Consider the following 18,080-nt stretch of genomic DNA (forward strand, 5'->3'; position numbering starts at 1 on the left):
GGCGGTGTCCGTCCTCCTCGACGTCAGCGGGCCGACGCGGCGCCGACGCTGTTCTTCAGCTCCAGCACGAGCTGCGGGCTGAGGGAGGAACCGGCGCGGTTGGCGAACACGGTCATCTCGTAGGCGATGTTGCCCAGCTTGGCCTCCTTGTCGGTGACCACGCCGAGCACGGCGCCGCTGCCGATCGCGGAGACCAGGACGTGGCCGCCCTCCAGGTCGATGATGACCTTGTTGAGGCCGCCGAGGCCGTAGTTGCCGGAGGCGCCGGCGGCCAGGCTGGTGATGCCGGAGACGATCGCGGCGAGGCGTTCGGAGTCGGCGTGTTCACGCAGCTCGGACACGGCGATGAGCAGACCGTCCGACGAGACCGCGATGGCGTCCACCACGCCGGCCGTCTCCTTCGCGAAGCGATTCAGCAGCCAGGTGAAGTCGGCTGCGGCGGCCTGAAGTTCGGCCGGCGTGGAGCCTCCCACCGGGGTGCCACCTGTCGACGTGCTCACTGCTCCGCTCCTTCCGGGGAGTCGTTCTGGTCCTGCTCATGGGGGGTTGTGGTCGTGACGGGGGCGGGGTGTTCCCCGGTGTCGCCGGACCGGCTGTCGCGGTGCGCGCGTTCCACGGCGGCCTCGAACTCCTCGAGCGCGGCCCGCACGGCCTCCGCGTCGAGCGTCCGCGCCTCCTGCCGGAGCGCCGACTGCCGCTCGTAAGGCTCGGCGGTGGTCCGCAGGGTCGCGCCGCGGACGCGGCGACGCAGGGGCCGGGCCGCGGCGACGGCCGGTTCCGGCTGTTCGGCGCGGGCATGGTAGACGGGTGTCGGTTCACGGTGCGTGACGCGGCGGGGCAGCGGCCGCGGAGCGTCACTGTCCGGCCGTACGGCCTCCGTAGGCACCGTGGCCGACGGCCGGGGCCCGGCGGCGGGGGCCGAAGGTGTCTTCGTGGCGGGCGTCGCGGCGGCCGGCGTCGTGGCGGCGGCGACCGCCGCCAGGGCCGCCGTGGCAGCCGACCCCGTAGTGCTCCCCGTCACCAGCAGCGACGACGGCACCGTCACCTCGGCCGTCACACCGCCGCCCGGCGTCCGCGACAGCGTGACCGTGATGTCCCAGCGGCGCGCCAGGGTGCCGACCACGAACAGACCGAGGACCTTCGTCGGGACGAGGTCCAGTCGCTCGCGGCGGATCAGCCGGGCGTTCTCCTCGTCGAGGCGATCGGGCGTCATGCCGAGGCCGTGGTCGGTGACGACGACCACCGCGTCGTCGCCGGCGCTCGCCACGCTCACCTCGACCGGGCTGTCCTCGGGCGAGAACGACACCGCGTTCTCCAGCAGTTCGGCCACCATCAGCGTCAGGTCGCCGATGACCTCCGGCTCCACCACGGCCTCGGTCCGCGCACGCAGTTCCACGCGCTGGTAGCCCTCGATCTGGCCGAGCGCGGCGCGTACGACGGTGGTGAGCGGGCTGGGACCGGAGTCGAGGACCGCCTCGTGGATGCCGGCGAGCAGCATCAGACTGTCGGCGTTGCGGCGCAGCCGGACCGCGATGTGGTCGATGGAGTAGAGCCGCTCCAGGAGCGCGGGGTCCGTCTCGCCCCGCTCCACCGCGTCGATCAGGGACAGCTGGCGTGTGGTCAGGTTGCTGACTCTTCGGCCCACGTTGCCGAACATCTCGGCGACGTTGCGCCGGCTGAGCACCTGCCGCTCCAGCAGCGCGGCGGCCATCGTCTGCACCTGGTTGAAGGTCTCGGCGAGTTCGCCGATCTCGTCGCGCGCGGTGACCGGCACCGCGCCCAGCCGGGGCGGACCGTCGTCCTCGGCGTCGTCGTCGGCCACCCGGGCCAGCTCGCGCTCGGCGACCTCGGCGACCTGCCGGGCCGCGTCCGTCAGGGCCTGCACCGGGCGGACCACCGAACGGCGGACCACCATGGCCAGCACCAGCCACACGGCGAAGCCGAACAGGGCGAGCCCCAGCAGCACGAGCGCACGCCACGCCGCCTTGTCGGAGGCGCTCTGCGCCTCGTCGGCGATCTGCCCGATGAGCGAGGTCGTGATCGCCAGCCGGGTCCTGGCCTGGTCGCGGTAGGCGCCGTAGGAGTCGAGCGCCTCGGCGAGCGACGCGCGGATCTCGGCGGGCGAGTCGGCCTGCACCGCGCCCGGGTCGATCTGTAGCTCGGAGTACTGCCGGCTGATGGTGGTCTGCGCGCTGGTGTACCTGATCCCTCCGAGAGTGTCGGCCTGTGCCTCGGTGGCGAACCGGGCGAAGCGTTCGGCCTGGTGGGTGTACTCGTCGTAGGCACCGATCGCGCCGATGAACTCGATCAGCGCGTTGGAGTCACCGGTCGACGCGGAGAACACGCCGGTCTCGAAGGCGCTGTGGGCGGCGCCCGCACGCAGCAGCGAGTCCAGCTTGCTGCCGGTGAAGGAGGTCGCGAGATCGGGGTTGCGGTCCAGGCCCAGGCCGTCGATCAGCCCCTGGGCGGCGTGGGTGTAGGCGGGGTCGATGTTGCTGGCGGGCAGATAGCCCTGCTCCACCGTGGCACGCAGGCTGCTCAGGCCCTCGACCCCGCGCAGGGCCTGCGCCTCGGTCAGCGGCAGCCGCTCCCCGAAGGCGTCGCGCACCCGCTGGACCTGGGAGTTCACGCTGGACTGTGCCGTGCGGTAGGCGGCGGACGAGGGCTCGCCGCCCTCGGCGGCCTCGTGCCGTACGGAGAGCAGGATCGCCTGCTGGTGCTCGGCGGCCAGCCGGTCCACGAGGGTCGCGACCTCGACGCTCTCCCGGACCAGCCGGGCGGCGTCCGCGGCGTCGCGCGACTGCGCGGTCTGGTCGGCGATGAGATAGGCGAGCAGGGCCGCTACCACCGTCAGCGGCACGCCGACCAGCAGGTTGAGCTTGCGCCGGAACGGCCGGCGCTCGGCGAAGCCACGTATACGACGCGGACGGGGCACGCCCACCTCATCAGTGGCCACCCTGCCTCCTTCGTGGGCGTCACACGGCGCGCGAAGGGTCGCACATGACCGGTGTTGATCGAGTATGAAACGGCTTTCTGCCGGGGACGGTACCGCCCCTGGATCTCCGTGACCGGAACTGTACGTCAAGAATCCATTACGACCCCCTGCACCCCAACCGCCCCTCCTTCACACCGGAGCACAACGGCCCGTTACCTTCCGATTTTTGAGGCCAATCGGTGACCTGACCGCACTTGACTGACCGAGAACCGGCTGGATTGGATCAGTGGAAGAGCTCTCCCAACCCCCTGAATCCGGAACGGGAATCGTGACTTTCACCGCCACACGCAGCAGGTCCCTCAGGAACCATCCCGGCGCGGCCGCCGTCGCGCTCGCCGCCACGGCGGCGCTGCTGGCGGGATGTTCCTCCTCCGACGACAAGTCCGACCCGCTCGCCGGGGACAAGCCGAGCGGCGACACCGTCGTCGTCGGCTCGAACAACTTCCCCGAGAGCACCCTGCTCGCCGACATCTACGGCGAGGCGCTCAAGGCCAAGGGCATCGAGGTCGAGTACCAGCCCAACATCGGCAGCCGCGAGGTGACCTACGGTCAGCTCCGCAACGGCTCCGTCACCGTCCTGCCGGAGTACAACGGTTCGCTGCTGGCCTACCTCGACCCCAAGGCGGAGCAGAAGTCCTCCGACGCCGTGAACGCCGCGGTGAAGACCAAGCTGGACGCGAAGCTGACGCTGCTGGAGTCGTCGCCCGCCGAGGACAAGGACTCCGTCGCCCTCAACTCGGAGACGGCGAAGAAGTACGACCTGACCTCCGACTCCACCCTCGAGGACCTCAAGGACATCGCCCCGGACCTGGTGATCGGCGGTTCGCCCGAGTTCCAGACCCGCCAGCAGGGCCTGAAGGGCCTGGAGTCCGAGTACGGCCTGAAGTTCAAGTCCTTCAAGGCGCTGGACGCGGGCGGCCCGCTGACCCGGGCGGCGCTGGCGAAGAACACCGTGCAGGCCGCGGACATCTTCACCACCGACCCGACCATCACCAAGGAGGGCTTCGTCGTCCTGAAGGACCCGAAGAACCTCTTCGGCTTCGCCAACGTGACCCCGCTGGTCTACAAGAGCGGCCTCTCCAAGGAGGGCGTCGACGCGCTCAACGCGGTCTCGGCCAAGCTGGACACCAAGACGCTGCTCGACCTGGACTCCCAGGTGCAGCTGGAGAACAAGGACCCGCTGGACGTCGCCAAGGCCTGGCTGAAGTCGGCCGGTCTGGACTGACGTACGGCGGACTCGGCAGGCTTTCGCGGGGTTGTGACGGTCTCTCGTCACAACCCCGCTGTGCTGTCGCTCAGCAGCCGACGTGGAACGTGGCGTCCTGGCGTTCGGTGACGACAGGTCCTAGCTCGCCTCCCGGGCGTCCGCGATCAACTGGTCGATCAGGGCGATCAGTACGTCGCGGCTCGACTCACGCTCCCGCGCGTCGCACAGCAGTACCCGGACATGCTTCGGGAGCGCCAGGGCCTCCCTGATCTCCTCGGCGGGGTACGGGTGGGCGCCGTGGAAGCCGTTGACGCCGACGACGAACGGGATGCCCCGGCGCTCGAAGAAGTCGATCGCAGCGAAGCTGGACTCGGGCCGCCGGACGTCCACCAGGACCACGGCTCCGAGCGCGCCGATCGCCAGGTCGTTCCACATGAACCAGAACCGCTGCTGCCCGGGCGTACCGAACAGATACAGCACCAGCTCCCGGCTGATGGTGATCCGGCCGAAGTCCAGGGCCACGGTGGTGGCCCGCTTCTCCTCGATGCCGTTGAGGTCGTCGATGCCAAGACCCGCGGCGGTCAGCGGCTCCTCGGTGCGCAGCGGGGCGATCTCGCTGACCGATCCGACCATGGTGGTCTTGCCGACGCCGAAACCCCCGGCGATGAGTATCTTGACCGTGTCGGGCGGCGCGACCGCCGCCAGGGTGGGGTCAGAGCCGGCCAAGGCCGTCCCTCACTTTCTGCAGCAGGTCCAGGTCCGGGGTGCGGGGGGTGACGGGGTGCGGCGGGTGCACGGAGATCAGACCCGCCTCCAGCAGATCGCAGAGCATGATGGCGACCACGCTCACCGGAAGGTCGAGAAGGGCCGCCAGCTCCGCCACGGCGACCGGCCGGGCGCAGTACCGCAGGATCCGCGTCTGCTCCGGCTGCGGACGCTCCGCCCGCTCCGGCGGCGGATCCACCGCCGTCACGGTCGTGATCAGCGTGAAGTCGGAGCGGCTGGGCCGGGTCCGGCCGCCGGTCAGCGTGAAGGGACGTACCAGCCGGCCCGCCGTATCGTCTCCGCTCACCTCACGCGCCAGGGCCGACATGGGCCCGCGGTGCCGCCGACAGATGCTCGCCGATCTTCTTCACCAGCATGTTCATCTGGTACGCCACCACACCGACGTCCGCGCCCTGGTTGGTCAGGACGACGAGATGGGCGCCGGGCCCGGCCGAGGTCAGGATCAGATAGCTGTTGGCCATCTCGATCAGCGCCTGCCGCACCGGCCCGCCTCTGAAGTCGAGGCTGACACCCTTGCTGAGGCTCATCAGCCCGGACGCCGTCGCCGCCAGCCGCTCGGCGTCGTCGCGCAGGAACCCGGTGGACCTGCTCACCACCAGACCGTCCTCGGAGAGCACGACGGCATGGTTGACGTCGGCGACCCGCTCCACGAGTCCGGTGAGCAACTGATCGAGCTGGGTGTCCGTGGCGGGGGTGGGGCGTGTCATGGCGATGTCCTTCATGAACGGTCGGCGGGCGGAGTGGAGGACGTGGGGAAGGAGGCGGAACGGGCCGAGCCGGCCGTGGACGGCCCCTCGCCGGCACCGTCGTCACGCGCCCCCCGAGTGGCCGGGACCCGCTGGTCCTCGGCCTTGGGCACGTGCGGGGCCTCATGGTCGCTTTCGTCGCGGGCCTTCGACGTCCCCCGCTGGAAGCAGGCGAGGGAGGAGGCGGCGCGTTCGGCGGTGAAGTCGTCGGGGTGGTCCTCCTCTTCGACGGACGGGATCTCCTCACGCAGCTCGGCGGCCAGGCTGGTCTGCGGCACACGCCGGGGCAGGGGGGACAGGCCGTCACGGGCCGCGGGCGCGGCGGCCCGCTCGGACGCGGTGCGGGCCGGCACGACCGGTTGGGACTCCCGTACGGGCTCCTCCGGTTCGGCCGCCCCCGTGTGCTCCACCTGGTCCCGCTCCGGGGCGGCCACGTCGCGCACCACGACGTCGTGCGGGATCAGCACGATCGCCGTCGTGCCGCCGTACGGCGAGGAGCGCAGGGTGACCGCGATGCCGTGCCGCTGGGCCAGCCGCGCGATCACGAACATGCCGAGCCGCAGGTCGTCGGCGAGCGCCACCACGTCGAACTGCGGCGGCTCGGCCAACTGGGCGTTGAACGAGGCGTAGTCCTCCTCGGACAGCCCGAGGCCACGGTCCTCGACCTCCACGGCCAGCCCCTTGGCCACCATCGCGGCCCGCACCCCGACCGGCGCGGGCGCGGGGGAGTACAGGGTGGCGTTCTCGATCAGCTCGGCCAGCAGATGGATGACGTCCGCCACCGCGGGCGGCGCGAGATGCACCTCCTCCTCGGTGTGTACCTCCACCCGCTGGTACTCGGCGACCTCGCCGACGGCACTGCGCAGGATGTCGATCAGCGCGACCGGCTCGCTCCAGCTGCGGCCCGGCCGCTCACCGCTGATGATGACGAGGTTCTCCTCGTAGCGGCGCAACTGGCTGGCGGTGGAGTCCAGTTCGTACAGACCCTTGAGGACCTCGGGGTCCTGGTGCGCGCGCTCCAGCGCGTCGAGCTTGGTGAGCTGGAGGTTGACCAGGTTCTGGCTCTGCCGGGCGATGCCCAGGATGACCTTCTGGAAGCCGCGCCGGGTGTCGGCGAGCTCGACGGCGGTGTGCACGGCGGTGCGCTGTGCGGTGTTGAACGCCTGGGCCACCTGCCCGAGTTCGTCATGACCGTAGTCCAGCGGCGGGGTCGCCAGCTCCACGTCGACGGTCTCGCCCCGCTCCAGCCGCGCCACCACGTCCGGCAGCCGCTCCTGCGCCAGACCGAGGGTCGCCTCGCGCAGTCCGCGCAGCCGTCGGGACAGCGAGCGGGTGATCCGCCAGGACATCCAGACGCACAGCAGCAGCGCGACCAGACCGCCCGCGCTCAGCGACGCCGCCTTGATCAGCAGAGCGCGCGCCTCGTCGCCGCTGCGCTGGAGCAGGGCGGTCGTCTGCTGCCGGATCAGCACCTCGTACTCGTCGGAGACCTTGACCAGCGCGGCCCGCCACTCCTTCTGCGCGTCCGGAACGGCGATGTCCCCCTCTGCACGCGCCGCCGCCCGGGCGGCGAGCACCCGGTCCTCGACCTTCTCCAGGGTCCGCCACTGCGGGCTCGCCAGGATCCGCTCGGTCTCCGCCTTGGCGCTCCCGGTGAGCGCGGGAAGGATCTGGTCGGCGACGAGCCACCGCCGCGTGTTCACCAGCTCGGCGAACTCGGTCCACGTCTTCTCGTCCATCTTCTTCGACGGCGAGGCCAGCGTCAGCAGCGCGTCCTCCCGGGACACCAGCTCTGCCGCGTGCTCCAGCGAGACAAGAGGGCCCGCCTGCGAGGTCAGGTCGCCGTCGTCGACCTGGGAAAGCTCCTGGAAGGCGTGGATCTGGTCGTCGATGACCGACGTGTACTGGCCCAGCGCCTGGACGGCCGGGATGTCGGTCGGGTTGTCCACCTGCCCCCGGTAGTACTCCAGGCTGCTCACGGACGCCACGACCGAGTACAGCCGGTCCTTGATCCGCGAGGGCGCCTGCCGGATCTCCTCCGACTGGGCCAGCAGTTTCGCGACCGCCTTGTCGGTCCTGGCGCGCTGTGCGTCCAGCGCGGTGCGCGCCTCCGCCTGCCGCGAGGCCAGCCATACGGCCGAGAAGCTGCGCTCCCGTTGCAACGCGAGCGTGGCATCGGTGCCCATGGCCCCCGTCGACCTGCTCAGTTCGGTCTGCGACCGCAGCCGCAGCCCCTCCGAGAACATCTGGATCGTCGTCACGCTCCAGACGGCGGCGAGCGTGACGCTGGGCACCAGCGCCAGGAGGATCAGGGAGAGACGGATGGAGCCGAGGGGGCGCCGGGGACCTGTCCGTGGAGACATTGTCGTCCTAGGGCGATCAGCGGAGGGCGGGGAGCGGAAGGGGGGACGAGCGCTGGGGGTGCGCAGGATGCTATCCGTACAAGTGAGCGTACGCGTCACGCGTGACCGAATCTTTGGCGACACCGTCCGTGGAACTGTCCGGTCAGCGGGTTCCGTTGGCGGCGAACTTCGCGACCGAGGCGACGTTCGCCTTGGTGACGAATGCCGGGCCGGTGAGGACGGGGGCCTCGCCACCGCCGAGCGTGTTGCCGTTGGTGCGGTAGAGCCACAGCGAGTCCACCGCGAGATAGCCCTGGAGATACGGCTGCTGGTCCACCGCGAACTGAACGTCGCCGGCCTGGACCGCCTGTGCCAATCCCTCATTGAGGTCGAACGTCGCGACACGGGCCTTGCTGTCGGCCTCCTGGGCCGACTTCACCGCGGCCAGCGCGAACTGGGCGCCGTTCGTGACGACTTCGTCGAAACTCGGGTCCTGGGAGAGCCGCGCCGCGACGGTGGCGGTGACCGCGTCCATGTCGGTGCCGTCCACGTAGAGGTTCTCGGTCTCGCCGCCGAACGCCTTCTTCACGCCCGCACAGCGCGCCTCCAGGGCGACGTTGCCGCGCTCGTGGATGACACACAGGGCGTGCTTGGCCTGGAGGTCGTCCAGCTTGTCGCCGACGGCCCGGCCCGCGACGCTCTCGTCCTGGCCGAAGTACCCGAGGAGACCCGCCGACTGCCATTCGTCTATACCAGAGTTGAGACCGACCACGGGTATGCCCGCCGCCCGCGCCTCGGCGACCGGACCGGCCATCGCCGTCGGCTTGGCCAGGGTCACCGCGATGCCGTCGACCTTCTGCCTGATCGCGTCCCGCATCAACTCGGCCTGGCCCGTGGGCTCGGAGTCGTGTCCATAGGTCAGCTCGATGTTGTCCTTGGCGGCCGCCGCCCGGGCGCCCTTCTGCACCAGCTCCCAGAAGGCGTCCCCCTCGCCTCCGTGAGTGATGAGGGCGACCTTCAGCCGTGCGGTGCCCGCCGCGTCCGCGCTCGACGCGTCGTCGGTCGCGCCGACGGCGGAGCAGCCGGCCAGCAGCAGACAGGCCGCGGCCGTGACGGCCGCGGCGCGAGTGAAAGCGAAGGAGGGGGGTGGGGTCTTCATGAGGGTGCGGCACCTCGCTGTGCGGCCGAGCCGGAGGAACGAACGAGAGCGCGGCCGGAGTCGAACGGGGAGGTCCCCGGCCTGGTGAACTCTCGCTGGGGCGGAGCCAATCGCGTGTGACCACCGGTAGTCAAGTATGCAACCACGTGGTGTGAGTCGATGCTGTCACATCGTGATGCACCGCTGGCGGGAGGCCGGACCGACGCCCGCCCCTCGTCCCGGAAAATCACCTCGCTACCCGTACCGTCCGGACGCCACTGGTGAACCTGGACGATGCTGGCTCGACAAGGTCCAGACCAGTGAAAAACTCCCCGGCCTCGTCCGGCGCGAAGTCGGCGGTGGCGATGGACCACGATCCCGACGGCGTCGTCCTCGTCAGTCGCGGGGCACTGGACGGCCGACGGTCACCACGCCCACCCAGGGGCGCGGGGAACTGAGCGACCAGCCCCCACGTACCCGCACCCGCCAGAACACCCGGCCCCCACGACGCTACGGAGGGACCCTGGTTCAGGCGGGCTCCCCGGCCTCCTGGCCGACCGTCGCGGCAACCCCCTTCTCCCGCCGCGGCCGCCGCCGGCGCCACCGCCTCGGTTCTTCATCCGGGAGCCACCCAAAAGCGAGGCAACTCCCCACGACCCCAAGAAGCAGCCCCACAAAGAACCCGCCCAGATTCGACGTGAGCCAGCTCCCCAGTGCCACCAACACCCCGGTGACCGAATAAAAGAGCCGCTGCGCAGGATTGAAAAGGATCAGCAGACCCAGCAACACCATCAGCGTCGGCAACAGATACCCGGCCAGCCCCTGCATACCGGCATGCAGCATGACCTTCACGGACGCCTTCATGGTGAGCAGAACCTCCGCCCCGCCCAGCGCGAGCAACACCCCGCCCCAGAACGGCCGATCGGCCCGCCAGCGACGGAAGGCCGACCGGAATCCCGTACGCGGACTCATCAGCAACCCGTACTGCTGAAACCGAGTTTCAGCCCCGGAAGCTTGAAGACACCCGCAGTCGTCGCATAGTTGGTCTGCCGCAGATCGGCGATGCGCACAGTGTCCGCCTGCTGACTGAAGACACCGATCGGCCCCTTCACCCCGGCCTTGGTCAACGTACTCGCATCGTTGCCGATCTCGATGTTGCTGAACGCCGCGTCACCCGACAACTCCGTCGAGTCGGTGGTCAGATCGCTCGCGGACACCTTCTCCCTCCCACCGCCCGCGGTGATGAGCAGGTTCGTCCCACCGAGATCCACGCTCTGGCACAGCTTCGTGAGCGTCGCGTTCTTGATGGCGGACGTGACCACCAGCACCTGCCCACCGGTGTCACCCGCGTTGGGACTGCCCGGCGCCATCTCGTCGAGCCCGCCGAACTGCTCGAACCCGGTGCCGTTGAGCTCGGTCGCGGTGACGGTGAAGGGCATGCCGGAGATCGCGAACTGCACGCCCAGCGCTCCCTCGGCGGTGAGCACCGCGAGGGCGCCGGCGACGAGGGTGGCCGGTACCGCCATCACGGCGGCTCGGCGCGCCCGGACCCGCCCGCGTCTCGCGGGGGCGTCGGGGGTTTCGGACGCTTCGGACACGGAACCGCTTTCCGGGTTCTCGGGGGTGTTGTCGGCGGACGAGGTGGCGTCCGAGGACGAGGCCATAACTGCTCCCAGGTGCATTAAGTGCGGGTAGGGCATCAGCGGCACGTTGTCCTGGCGCGGACAGCGCCCACGGCGCACGCCCCTCGCAACTCCCGGCGGGTGCAAGGGCTTTCTCGTACTCCGCAGTAGCCTGCCGGGAAGTTACCGGTGGTTACAGCTGAGGGTCAAGGCAGCTGTGAAAAAAGGGTGTTGATTGTGCGTCACCTGTGACTCCAAGGCTTCCGCGGCGCCCTCGGGCAACCGTCGGAACCCATTCGGCACCATCAACTCCCCACCGGATCCTTGACGTTGACTGACACTCAGGTCTACAACTTGCCCTGGCTCCCCCCTGGATCCGTGGCGCCGGATCCGCCGCCGCGTGGCCTCCGCCCGCGTTCCCGGACCTGATGTCCTTCACATTCCGCGAGATCACTCCACGGCGCCGTCACGGCCGCTTCCCCCCTCGGTCCGTGCCGGACGCCCCCCGCCGGGTCCGGCCGGAGCCCTCCCCAGGGTCTCCGGCCGGTCACCGGCCGGGCCGCCGTTGCCGGTCCGTGACGTAAGGAGAAGGCGCCACGGACCGGCAACGGCACACCCCGACTCGCGCAACCCCCCACCCCTCAAACCCCTGAGCGGCACAGCTGCCCTCAGGGCACACCCCCGCAACGAAAGCCGAGGTACCTCCCCATGCGCACCCGCACCCTCCTCACCCTGGCCGGCACCGTCGCCGCCCTCACCCTTCCCCTGGCAGGCCCCGCGTCCGCGGCCGACGGCACCGTCCTCACCACCGGCTCCGTCGGTGGTACGGCCGTCGCGGCCGGCGAGGTCCTCACCGCGCCGCTGGCGAGCGGCACCGCCGCCACGTTCTACTCCAGCGCGACCGGTACGAGCGGTATCTCCTGCAAGTCGTCGCAGTTCACGGCCACCGTGACGGACAACCCGAGCGCACCAGGCACCGCGACGGAGTCGGTCTCCGCGCACACCTTCGACGCCGCCAGCTGCACCACCAACGTGGTCGGCGTGCTCGGCGTCACCGGCATCACGGTCAACAACCTGCCGTACAGCGCCGCCGTGTCCTCCGACGGCACCGTCACCGTCACGCCCGCCGAGGGCTCCGCCATCCAGACGACGGTCGTCCTGCGGACCCTGCTGGGCAGCATCAACTGCGTCTACCAGGCCCCCAGCCTGTCCGGCACGGCGAGCAACGACGACAACACCATCAACTTCGCCGGCGCCCGGTTCACCAAGGTCTCCGGCTCGTCCCTGTGCTTCGCCAACGGCTACTTCACCGCCAAGTACGCCCCGGTGACCGCCGGCGGCGCAGCGGTGTACGTCAACTGACGCCCGCAGCGCCGGAGTTCACCTCCTGCGCAGCCGCAGTGCCAGGGCGGCGCCGCCGGTGAGCACCAGCACCGCGGCGGCGCCGCCCGCCAGCATCGGCGTCGAGGGCCGCGTACTGGTGCCGCCGGTGTTCGCCACCGGCGTGCTGTCAGGCGCGGCGGCGTTCCGCGTACGCCGGCTCTCCGCGTCGACGGAGGCGGAAGGTGCCGGTGAGACGGTCTTGCGCGGCTCGGCCGCCGACGAAGGGCTCGCGGTCGTACGGCCGTTGTCCCGGCCCGCGTCGCCGCCTCCGCTCGCCGGGAACACCACGTCCGAGCACGAGTAGTACGTGTCCGGCGTACTGCTGTTCTGCCAGATCGTGTACAGCACATGCCGCCCGGTCCGGTCGGACGGCAGTGTCGCCCTGATCCGGTACGCCCCGTTCGTCAACGCGGGATCCTTCACCTGCGCGAACGGCTTCTCCGGCAGGTCGGACCAGGACAGCGGCTTCGCCGGGTCGTAGCCGGGCTCGGTGAGGTAGAGCTTGAACGTGCCGGTGTGCGGGATCGTCGAGACGTACCGCATGGTCAGGTCGGCCCCCGGCGTGAGCCGGGTCGACGGCCAGTCGGCGCGGGCGAGGTCGAGACCCCGGTAGACGGGCAGTCCGCCGCTGCACAACTCCCCGTCGGGGACGACCTGTCGGTCCCGGCCGCTCACGTTCGCGATCCGAAGGTTGTCCCAGGCCGTGAAGGGCGCCCCGTTCGACGCGACCGCCGCCCGGCAGGCCGCCGACCGGGACGCGCTGCCGCCGTCGGGGGAGCAGGCGTACACCCGGCTGACCGGATCCGTCGGCGCACCGTGCGCACGGGCGGGTCCCGCCGCCCACGCCGTGAGCAGCAGGGGTGTGACGGCGGTGGCCGCCAGGGCGGTGCGGTGCGATCTCATCCAGGGCATCCGGGACATCCGGAACGTCTCCTCGGCCGGCGCGGGAAGGGTCCTTGTGCAGTACGGGAACCAGGCCCGGCGTGTTCACCGCGCGACGAGCGGGGGCAAAGCCCGGCATTACCGGTCAACCGTCCGACGTAGAGGGTGGGTTTCCAGCCGGATCGAGGGTTTCCCCTGTATCCCGATGACCTTCTCTTTGCCTATCGTTCGACCACAGCTGACCCACAGGCAACCCCGAACGGGTCGTAGCTCGCGCCAGGCCGGCCGCCGCGCCCCCGCGTCTTCGCACTGCCCCACCTGCGTTTCCCGCACTGCCCCACCCGCCTTCTCGGCGTACCCCCCGCTGCTTCGAGGACGAAGCGAATCGACCGCCGCTCCGCGCTGCCCGGAGTACGGCCGGCCACGAAAGGCACACCCTTGCGTACCTCTGCGTCCACCAGACGGAAGCTGATATCCGCCGCCGCGGTCTCCGCCGCGCTCTTCACGGCTGCCACCACCTCGGTCGCCGTGGCCCAGGACTCCTCAGGCCAGGAAGCCGCCGCCCCCGTCCCGGCGGCCCAGACCGAGGCCGCCCCCGGCACCACGGCCGAGCGCCTCATCGTCGGCTACAAGTCCGGCGCTTCCGAGGCCAAGTCGAACAAGGCCGCCGAGGCCGACGCCGCCGCCAAGGGCAAGGAGGCCGGCGAGGACCTCGACTTCCAGCGCCGCCTCGGCTCCGGCGCCGCCCTCGTCGACCTGGGCGAGAACCTCACCAAGCGCGACGTCGCCGACGTCGTCGCCGAGTACCAGGCCGACCCGCAGGTCGCCTACGTCGTACCGGACCGGCTGAACAAGCCGCTGGCCACGCCCAACGACACCGAGTACGGCAAGCAGTGGGACCTGTCCGAGGCCACCGCCGGCATGAACGTGCCGGGCGCCTGGGACGTCACCACCGGCAGCGGGGTCACCGTCGCCGTCATCGACACCGGCTATGTCACCCACTCCGACCTCGGTGCCAACATCGTCGCGGGCTACGACTTCATCTCCGACGCCAAGGTCGGCAACGACGGCAACGGCCGCGACAGCAACCCGGCCGACCCGGGCGACTGGACCGCCGCCAACGAGTGCGCCTCCGGCGACGAGGCCTCCACCTCCTCCTGGCACGGCACCCACGTCGCGGGCACCATCGCCGCCGTCACCAACAACGGCAAGGGCGTCGCCGGCATCGCGCACGGCGCCAAGGTCTCCCCGCTGAGGGTGCTCGGCAAGTGCGGCGGCTTCGACTCCGACATCATCGACGCCATCACCTGGGCGTCCGGCGGTACGGTCTCCGGTGTCCCGGCGAACACCAACGTCGCCAAGGTCATCAACATGAGCCTGGGCGGCGGCGGCGCGTGCTCCACCGCGACCCAGAGCGCCATCAACGCCGCCGTGAACCGCGGCACCACGGTCGTCGTCGCGGCGGGCAACAGCAACGCCAACGCGGCCAACTTCTCGCCGGCCAGCTGCAACAACGTCATCAGCGTGGCCGCCGCCGACCGCCAGGGCAACCGCTCCTACTACTCCAACTTCGGCTCGGTCGTCGACATCGCCGCCCCGGGTGGCGAGACCAACTCCGTCACGTCCAACGGCATCCTGTCCACGCTGAACTCCGGCGCGCAGGGCCCGTCCTCGGAGAGCTACGAGTACTACCAGGGCACCAGCATGGCCGCCCCGCACATCGCGGGCCTCGCCGCGCTGATGAAGTCGGCGAACGCGTCCCTGACCCCGGCGCAGATCGAGTCGGCCATCAAGTCCAACGCCCGCACCCTGCCCGGCACCTGCTCCGGCGGCTGCGGCGCGGGTCTCGCGGACGCGGCGAAGACCGTGCAGGCGGTGAACGGCAGCTCCGGCGGCTCCACGGGGGGCACCACCTTCACCAGCACTTCCGCCGTCGCCATCCCGGACAACAGCTCCGCGATCGAGTCCTCCATCGCGGTCAGCGGCCGCAGCGGCAACGCCCCGTCGGCCCTCCAGGTCGGCGTGGACATCACCCACACCTACCGCGGCGACCTGGTCATCGACCTGGTGGCACCGGACGGTTCGACGTACCGCCTCAAGTCCAGCTCCTCGGACTCCGCGGACAACGTCAACACCACCTACACGGTGAACGCCTCCAGCGAGACCGCCAACGGCACCTGGAAGCTGCGCGTCCAGGACACGGCGGCCCAGGACACGGGCCGGCTCAACAGCTGGAACCTGACCTTCTGAACAGCTGGAAGCTGACCTTCTGACCGACCGCGTGGCCGACCTTCTGGTCGACCTGGTCGACAACTGAACGCGCGCCCTCGAAGGGCGCGTACACAAACGGGCGGGCCGGCCGGTGCGGATGGGGCATCGGCCGGCCCGTCGTGTGCCGCGAGCACCGCCGACCGGGACGGAAACCGTCGCTCCGGTCGGCTTCGCGCATGCTCAGCGGCCGGACGCGTCCACCGCGACCCACTCGGCCCCCACCTCGTCGAGGGTGGCCAGCACGCGGGCCCCGCGATCGGGCTCCCGGTCGATCCCGGGCAGCAGGCCCGGCACCGCGATGCTCGGAAGGAGGTGCCCCCACAGGACCGAGATCCGCTCCGCCAGGTCGGCCCGGTCGGTCAGCGCCCGGGACATCAACTGGATCCCGGCGAACGCCCCGACCAGCAGCTCCACCGTCTGTCTCGGCACCACGGTGGGCAGCAACTCGCCCTGCTCACGTGCCCGTTCGAGCAGCCCGACCAGATGGTCCGCCCACTGCCGGAACGGCCCGGAGTGGTCGGCCCCCGGCGGTGCGCTCTGGTCCACCGCCAGCCGCACGCTGCCCTTGAGCAGCGAGTTCCCGAGCAGCCGCTGCCCGAACACAAAAGTCATGTCGACCAGTTCCTGGAGCTTGCACGGCTGCGGCGGCACCGCTGCGAAGGGCACCTGCTCGTCCAGCACGGCCTGGGCGAGGGATTCCTTCGAGGAGAAGTGGAAATACAGGGCACCCTTCGTCACTTCGGCCCGCTCCAGGACCATGGAGATGGTCGTCGCGGTGTAACCGTGCTCGTCGAAGACCGCGCCGGCGGCCTCGAGAATCACCCTCCGCGTTCTGATGGCGCGCTCCTGCCTCGCCATAACAGCCCCTCCGCTGCGCCGAGTTGGCCCGTGCGCCGGGCGTGCGCCGGAGCGGTTCGGGCACGGCCGGGCGACCCAGGGCCGCATTGAAAAACAAACCGGTCGGCTCGTACTCTAACGCTCGCGGCACGGGCACCTCGCCGTCTGTCATCGCACACACGGGGGTACCCAAGGAGGGGACATGCCTTACTCGCGGCCACTCGCCACGACCCTGCTCGCCGAGACCCCGGTACCGGACGGCCTCACGGCCACCGTACCGCGCGAGCTCGTCCACCGCGCTTCGGTCGCGGAAACGTTTCTCACGGGTGTGACCAGCACCGACACCGACCGGTTCACCGTCTTCGCCGAGTGGCCGCGCGCCCATCAGTTACACGTGTCGCCGGACCGGTCGGCCTATGAACCGCTGCTCGTCGCGGAAACCGTCCGCCAGGCCGGCACCCTCATCGCGCACACCGCCTACGAGGTGCCCATGGGCCACCAGTTCGTGCTCCGGGAACTGCGGATCACCACGCATCCCGAGCACCTGGTCATGGGCCCCACCCCCGCCGAACCCGTCCTCCGCATCGCGGTCCCGGACGTCACCCGGCGCGGCGGGCGCCCGGCCGGATTCCGCTACGACGTGGAGATATGGCTCGGCGAGGAGCTCGTCGGGACCGCGCACGTGGCCGCCACCTGGACCAGCGCCGCCGTCTACCGTCGACTGCGCGGCGGACGCACCGCGGCCACCGTGTCCGCGCTGCCGGTCCCGCCCGGTCTGCCGCCCGCCGCGGTGGACCGAGCCCTGCCCGCCGACGTCGTCCTGGCCCCGGCCGGGCACCCCGACGGCTGGCAGCTGCGAGTCGATACCGGACATGCTGTTTTCTTCGACCACCCGCTCGACCACGTACCGGGCATGCTCCTGCTGGAGGCGGCCCGTCAGGCAGTCCGGGCCGGTGCCCGGAACACCCGTCGGACAGCGGCTTCGTTCCATGCCGTCTTCCACCAGTACGCCGAACTTGACGTGCCTGTTTGGATAGAGGCCGAGGCCCGGTCAGGCGCGCACGGCACCGATGTGCAAGTCGTGGGACGACAGGGGGAGTCGACGGTCTTCGAGTGCGGGGTGGGTACCGAAGAGCGCTGAGATATCGTGTGGGGAGCAAGAAACAAACGGCACGACCCGTTCTTTTCCGTCACAGGAGAGTCCATCTGATGGCGAGGCAGTTACGCGCCGAACAGACCCGCACCACGATCCTCACAGCCGCCGCCGAACTGTTCGACCGTCGCGGCTATGAATCGACCAGTCTCAGCGACATCGTCGAGCAGGCCCAGGTCACCAAGGGCGCCCTGTACTTTCACTTCGCGGCCAAGGAGGACCTCGCCCAGGCCATCATGGAGCTCCAGTCCCGGGCGTCCCGGCAGGTCGCGACCGAGATGGACGGCCGGGGCTACACCTCGCTGGAGTCCCTGATGCGCACGACGTTCGGCATCGTGCGGCTCTCCGTCGAGGGCCCGATCCCCCGGGCCGGCCTGCGCCTGGCCACCGGGGGAGTGGTGATACGGCCGCCGCTGCGGCACCCCTACACCGAGTTGCTGGACATCACCACCCGCAAACTCCTCGGCGCCGCCAAGGAGTCCGACATCCATCCGGACGTCGACGCCGAGGCCGCGGCGCACTCCCTCGTGTGCTTCTTCGTCGGCACCCGCGTCGTCGGCCGCTCCCTCGAACCCGTCGCACGCCAGCCCCGCCGGCTGGCCGAGATGTGGCACATCATGATCCGCGGCCTGGTCCCGGTACCCCGGCGGGCCCGCTATCTGACGCTCGCGACACAGCTGGAGCGGGAGATCCGAGCCGTATGAGCCCTATGGCACGC

The 18,080-nt window shown here is 70.5% G+C and carries 16 protein-coding genes; 5 read left to right on the top strand and 11 right to left on the bottom strand.

The genetic code is table 11. The features are described 5' to 3' along the window. Positions 1-23: 23 nt before the first annotated feature. Positions 24-500, bottom strand: coding sequence for a roadblock/LC7 domain-containing protein (locus KUM44_RS32510; protein ID WP_062719686.1), 477 nt, complete (start codon positions 498-500; stop codon positions 24-26). Beyond that, positions 497-2,956 (bottom strand): ATP-binding protein, encoded by a 2,460-nt coding sequence (locus KUM44_RS32515; RefSeq protein ID WP_217213337.1) that lies wholly within the window; start codon positions 2,954-2,956, stop codon positions 497-499. Before KUM44_RS32515 ends, KUM44_RS32510 begins: the two co-directional genes overlap by 4 nt. A gap of 307 nt (positions 2,957-3,263) precedes the next feature. Between KUM44_RS32515 and KUM44_RS32520 the strand changes: the two genes are divergently transcribed. Beyond that, the gene (locus tag KUM44_RS32520) at positions 3,264-4,220 is read left to right on the top strand and encodes an ABC transporter substrate-binding protein (RefSeq protein ID WP_217213338.1); all 957 of its coding nucleotides are present in this window, start codon (positions 3,264-3,266) and stop codon (positions 4,218-4,220) included. Between the two features lie 120 nt (positions 4,221-4,340). Here KUM44_RS32520 and KUM44_RS32525 read toward each other — a convergent pair whose 3' ends face one another. The 7 genes from KUM44_RS32525 to KUM44_RS32555 form a co-directional block, all read right to left on the bottom strand. Next, a complete protein-coding gene (locus KUM44_RS32525) occupies positions 4,341-4,928 on the bottom strand; it encodes an ATP/GTP-binding protein (protein ID WP_217213339.1) in 588 nt (195 codons plus the stop codon). After that, positions 4,915-5,295, bottom strand: a complete 381-nt coding sequence (locus tag KUM44_RS32530; RefSeq protein WP_254390444.1) for a DUF742 domain-containing protein — start codon at positions 5,293-5,295, stop codon at positions 4,915-4,917. Before KUM44_RS32530 ends, KUM44_RS32525 begins: the two co-directional genes overlap by 14 nt. Beyond that, entirely contained in the window at positions 5,276-5,695 is a 420-nt protein-coding gene (locus tag KUM44_RS32535) for a roadblock/LC7 domain-containing protein (RefSeq protein WP_030047831.1), read from the bottom strand. Before KUM44_RS32535 ends, KUM44_RS32530 begins: the two co-directional genes overlap by 20 nt. A gap of 11 nt (positions 5,696-5,706) precedes the next feature. Then, positions 5,707-8,097: a nitrate- and nitrite sensing domain-containing protein gene (locus KUM44_RS32540; RefSeq protein ID WP_217213341.1), complete on the bottom strand. Its 2,391-nt coding sequence runs from the start codon at positions 8,095-8,097 to the stop codon at positions 5,707-5,709. Positions 8,098-8,239: 142 nt separating this feature from the next. Then, positions 8,240-9,235 (bottom strand): substrate-binding domain-containing protein, encoded by a 996-nt coding sequence (locus KUM44_RS32545; RefSeq protein WP_217213342.1) that lies wholly within the window; start codon positions 9,233-9,235, stop codon positions 8,240-8,242. 507 nt (positions 9,236-9,742) lie between these two features. Next, positions 9,743-10,186, bottom strand: coding sequence for a DUF6114 domain-containing protein (locus tag KUM44_RS32550; protein ID WP_217213343.1), 444 nt, complete (start codon positions 10,184-10,186; stop codon positions 9,743-9,745). Then, the gene (locus KUM44_RS32555) at positions 10,186-10,878 is read right to left on the bottom strand and encodes a DUF6230 family protein (RefSeq protein ID WP_217213433.1); all 693 of its coding nucleotides are present in this window, start codon (positions 10,876-10,878) and stop codon (positions 10,186-10,188) included. Before KUM44_RS32555 ends, KUM44_RS32550 begins: the two co-directional genes overlap by 1 nt. Before the next feature lie 666 nt (positions 10,879-11,544). On the opposite strand from KUM44_RS32555, the gene KUM44_RS32560 reads away from it, so the two are divergent. Next, positions 11,545-12,198: a Tat pathway signal sequence domain protein gene (locus KUM44_RS32560; protein WP_217213344.1), complete on the top strand. Its 654-nt coding sequence runs from the start codon at positions 11,545-11,547 to the stop codon at positions 12,196-12,198. 18 nt (positions 12,199-12,216) lie between these two features. On the opposite strand, the gene KUM44_RS32565 is transcribed toward KUM44_RS32560, so the two are convergent. Further along, positions 12,217-13,131 carry a lytic polysaccharide monooxygenase gene (locus tag KUM44_RS32565; protein WP_217213434.1) on the bottom strand — a complete coding sequence of 305 codons (915 nt, stop codon included), beginning with the start codon at positions 13,129-13,131 and terminating at the stop codon, positions 12,217-12,219. A 408-nt stretch (positions 13,132-13,539) separates the two neighbouring features. Here KUM44_RS32565 and KUM44_RS32570 point away from each other — a divergent pair, with 408 nt between their 5' ends. After that, positions 13,540-15,351, top strand: a complete 1,812-nt coding sequence (locus KUM44_RS32570; protein WP_217213345.1) for a S8 family serine peptidase — start codon at positions 13,540-13,542, stop codon at positions 15,349-15,351. A gap of 201 nt (positions 15,352-15,552) precedes the next feature. Here KUM44_RS32570 and KUM44_RS32575 read toward each other — a convergent pair whose 3' ends face one another. After that, positions 15,553-16,230, bottom strand: a complete 678-nt coding sequence (locus KUM44_RS32575) for a ScbR family autoregulator-binding transcription factor (RefSeq protein ID WP_217213346.1) — start codon at positions 16,228-16,230, stop codon at positions 15,553-15,555. Between the two features lie 181 nt (positions 16,231-16,411). Between KUM44_RS32575 and KUM44_RS32580 the strand changes: the two genes are divergently transcribed. Continuing rightward, positions 16,412-17,350: a ScbA/BarX family gamma-butyrolactone biosynthesis protein gene (locus KUM44_RS32580; RefSeq protein WP_217213347.1), complete on the top strand. Its 939-nt coding sequence runs from the start codon at positions 16,412-16,414 to the stop codon at positions 17,348-17,350. 68 nt (positions 17,351-17,418) lie between these two features. Then, on the top strand, positions 17,419-18,066 hold the full coding sequence (locus KUM44_RS32585) for a ScbR family autoregulator-binding transcription factor (RefSeq protein WP_217213348.1): 648 nt from the start codon (positions 17,419-17,421) through the stop codon (positions 18,064-18,066). The last annotated feature ends 14 nt before the right edge of the window (positions 18,067-18,080 follow it).

Origin of the sequence: Streptomyces sp. AC550_RSS872 (assembly GCF_019049285.1) — a bacterium.
Classification (GTDB): domain Bacteria; phylum Actinomycetota; class Actinomycetes; order Streptomycetales; family Streptomycetaceae; genus Streptomyces.

Coding starts and splice junctions, on each gene's coding strand:
- KUM44_RS32550 (WP_217213343.1), bottom strand. CDS start 10,186: ATGAGTCCGCGTACGGGATTCCGGTCGGCCTTCCGTCGCTGGCGGGCC.
- KUM44_RS32545 (WP_217213342.1), bottom strand. CDS start 9,235: ATGAAGACCCCACCCCCCTCCTTCGCTTTCACTCGCGCCGCGGCCGTC.
- KUM44_RS32565 (WP_217213434.1), bottom strand. CDS start 13,131: ATGCCCTGGATGAGATCGCACCGCACCGCCCTGGCGGCCACCGCCGTC.
- KUM44_RS32560 (WP_217213344.1), top strand. CDS start 11,545: ATGCGCACCCGCACCCTCCTCACCCTGGCCGGCACCGTCGCCGCCCTC.
- KUM44_RS32555 (WP_217213433.1), bottom strand. CDS start 10,878: ATGGCCTCGTCCTCGGACGCCACCTCGTCCGCCGACAACACCCCCGAG.
- KUM44_RS32530 (WP_254390444.1), bottom strand. CDS start 5,295: ATGTCGGCCCTGGCGCGTGAGGTGAGCGGAGACGATACGGCGGGCCGG.
- KUM44_RS32585 (WP_217213348.1), top strand. CDS start 17,419: ATGGCGAGGCAGTTACGCGCCGAACAGACCCGCACCACGATCCTCACA.
- KUM44_RS32540 (WP_217213341.1), bottom strand. CDS start 8,097: ATGTCTCCACGGACAGGTCCCCGGCGCCCCCTCGGCTCCATCCGTCTC.
- KUM44_RS32535 (WP_030047831.1), bottom strand. CDS start 5,695: ATGACACGCCCCACCCCCGCCACGGACACCCAGCTCGATCAGTTGCTC.
- KUM44_RS32575 (WP_217213346.1), bottom strand. CDS start 16,230: ATGGCGAGGCAGGAGCGCGCCATCAGAACGCGGAGGGTGATTCTCGAG.
- KUM44_RS32580 (WP_217213347.1), top strand. CDS start 16,412: ATGCCTTACTCGCGGCCACTCGCCACGACCCTGCTCGCCGAGACCCCG.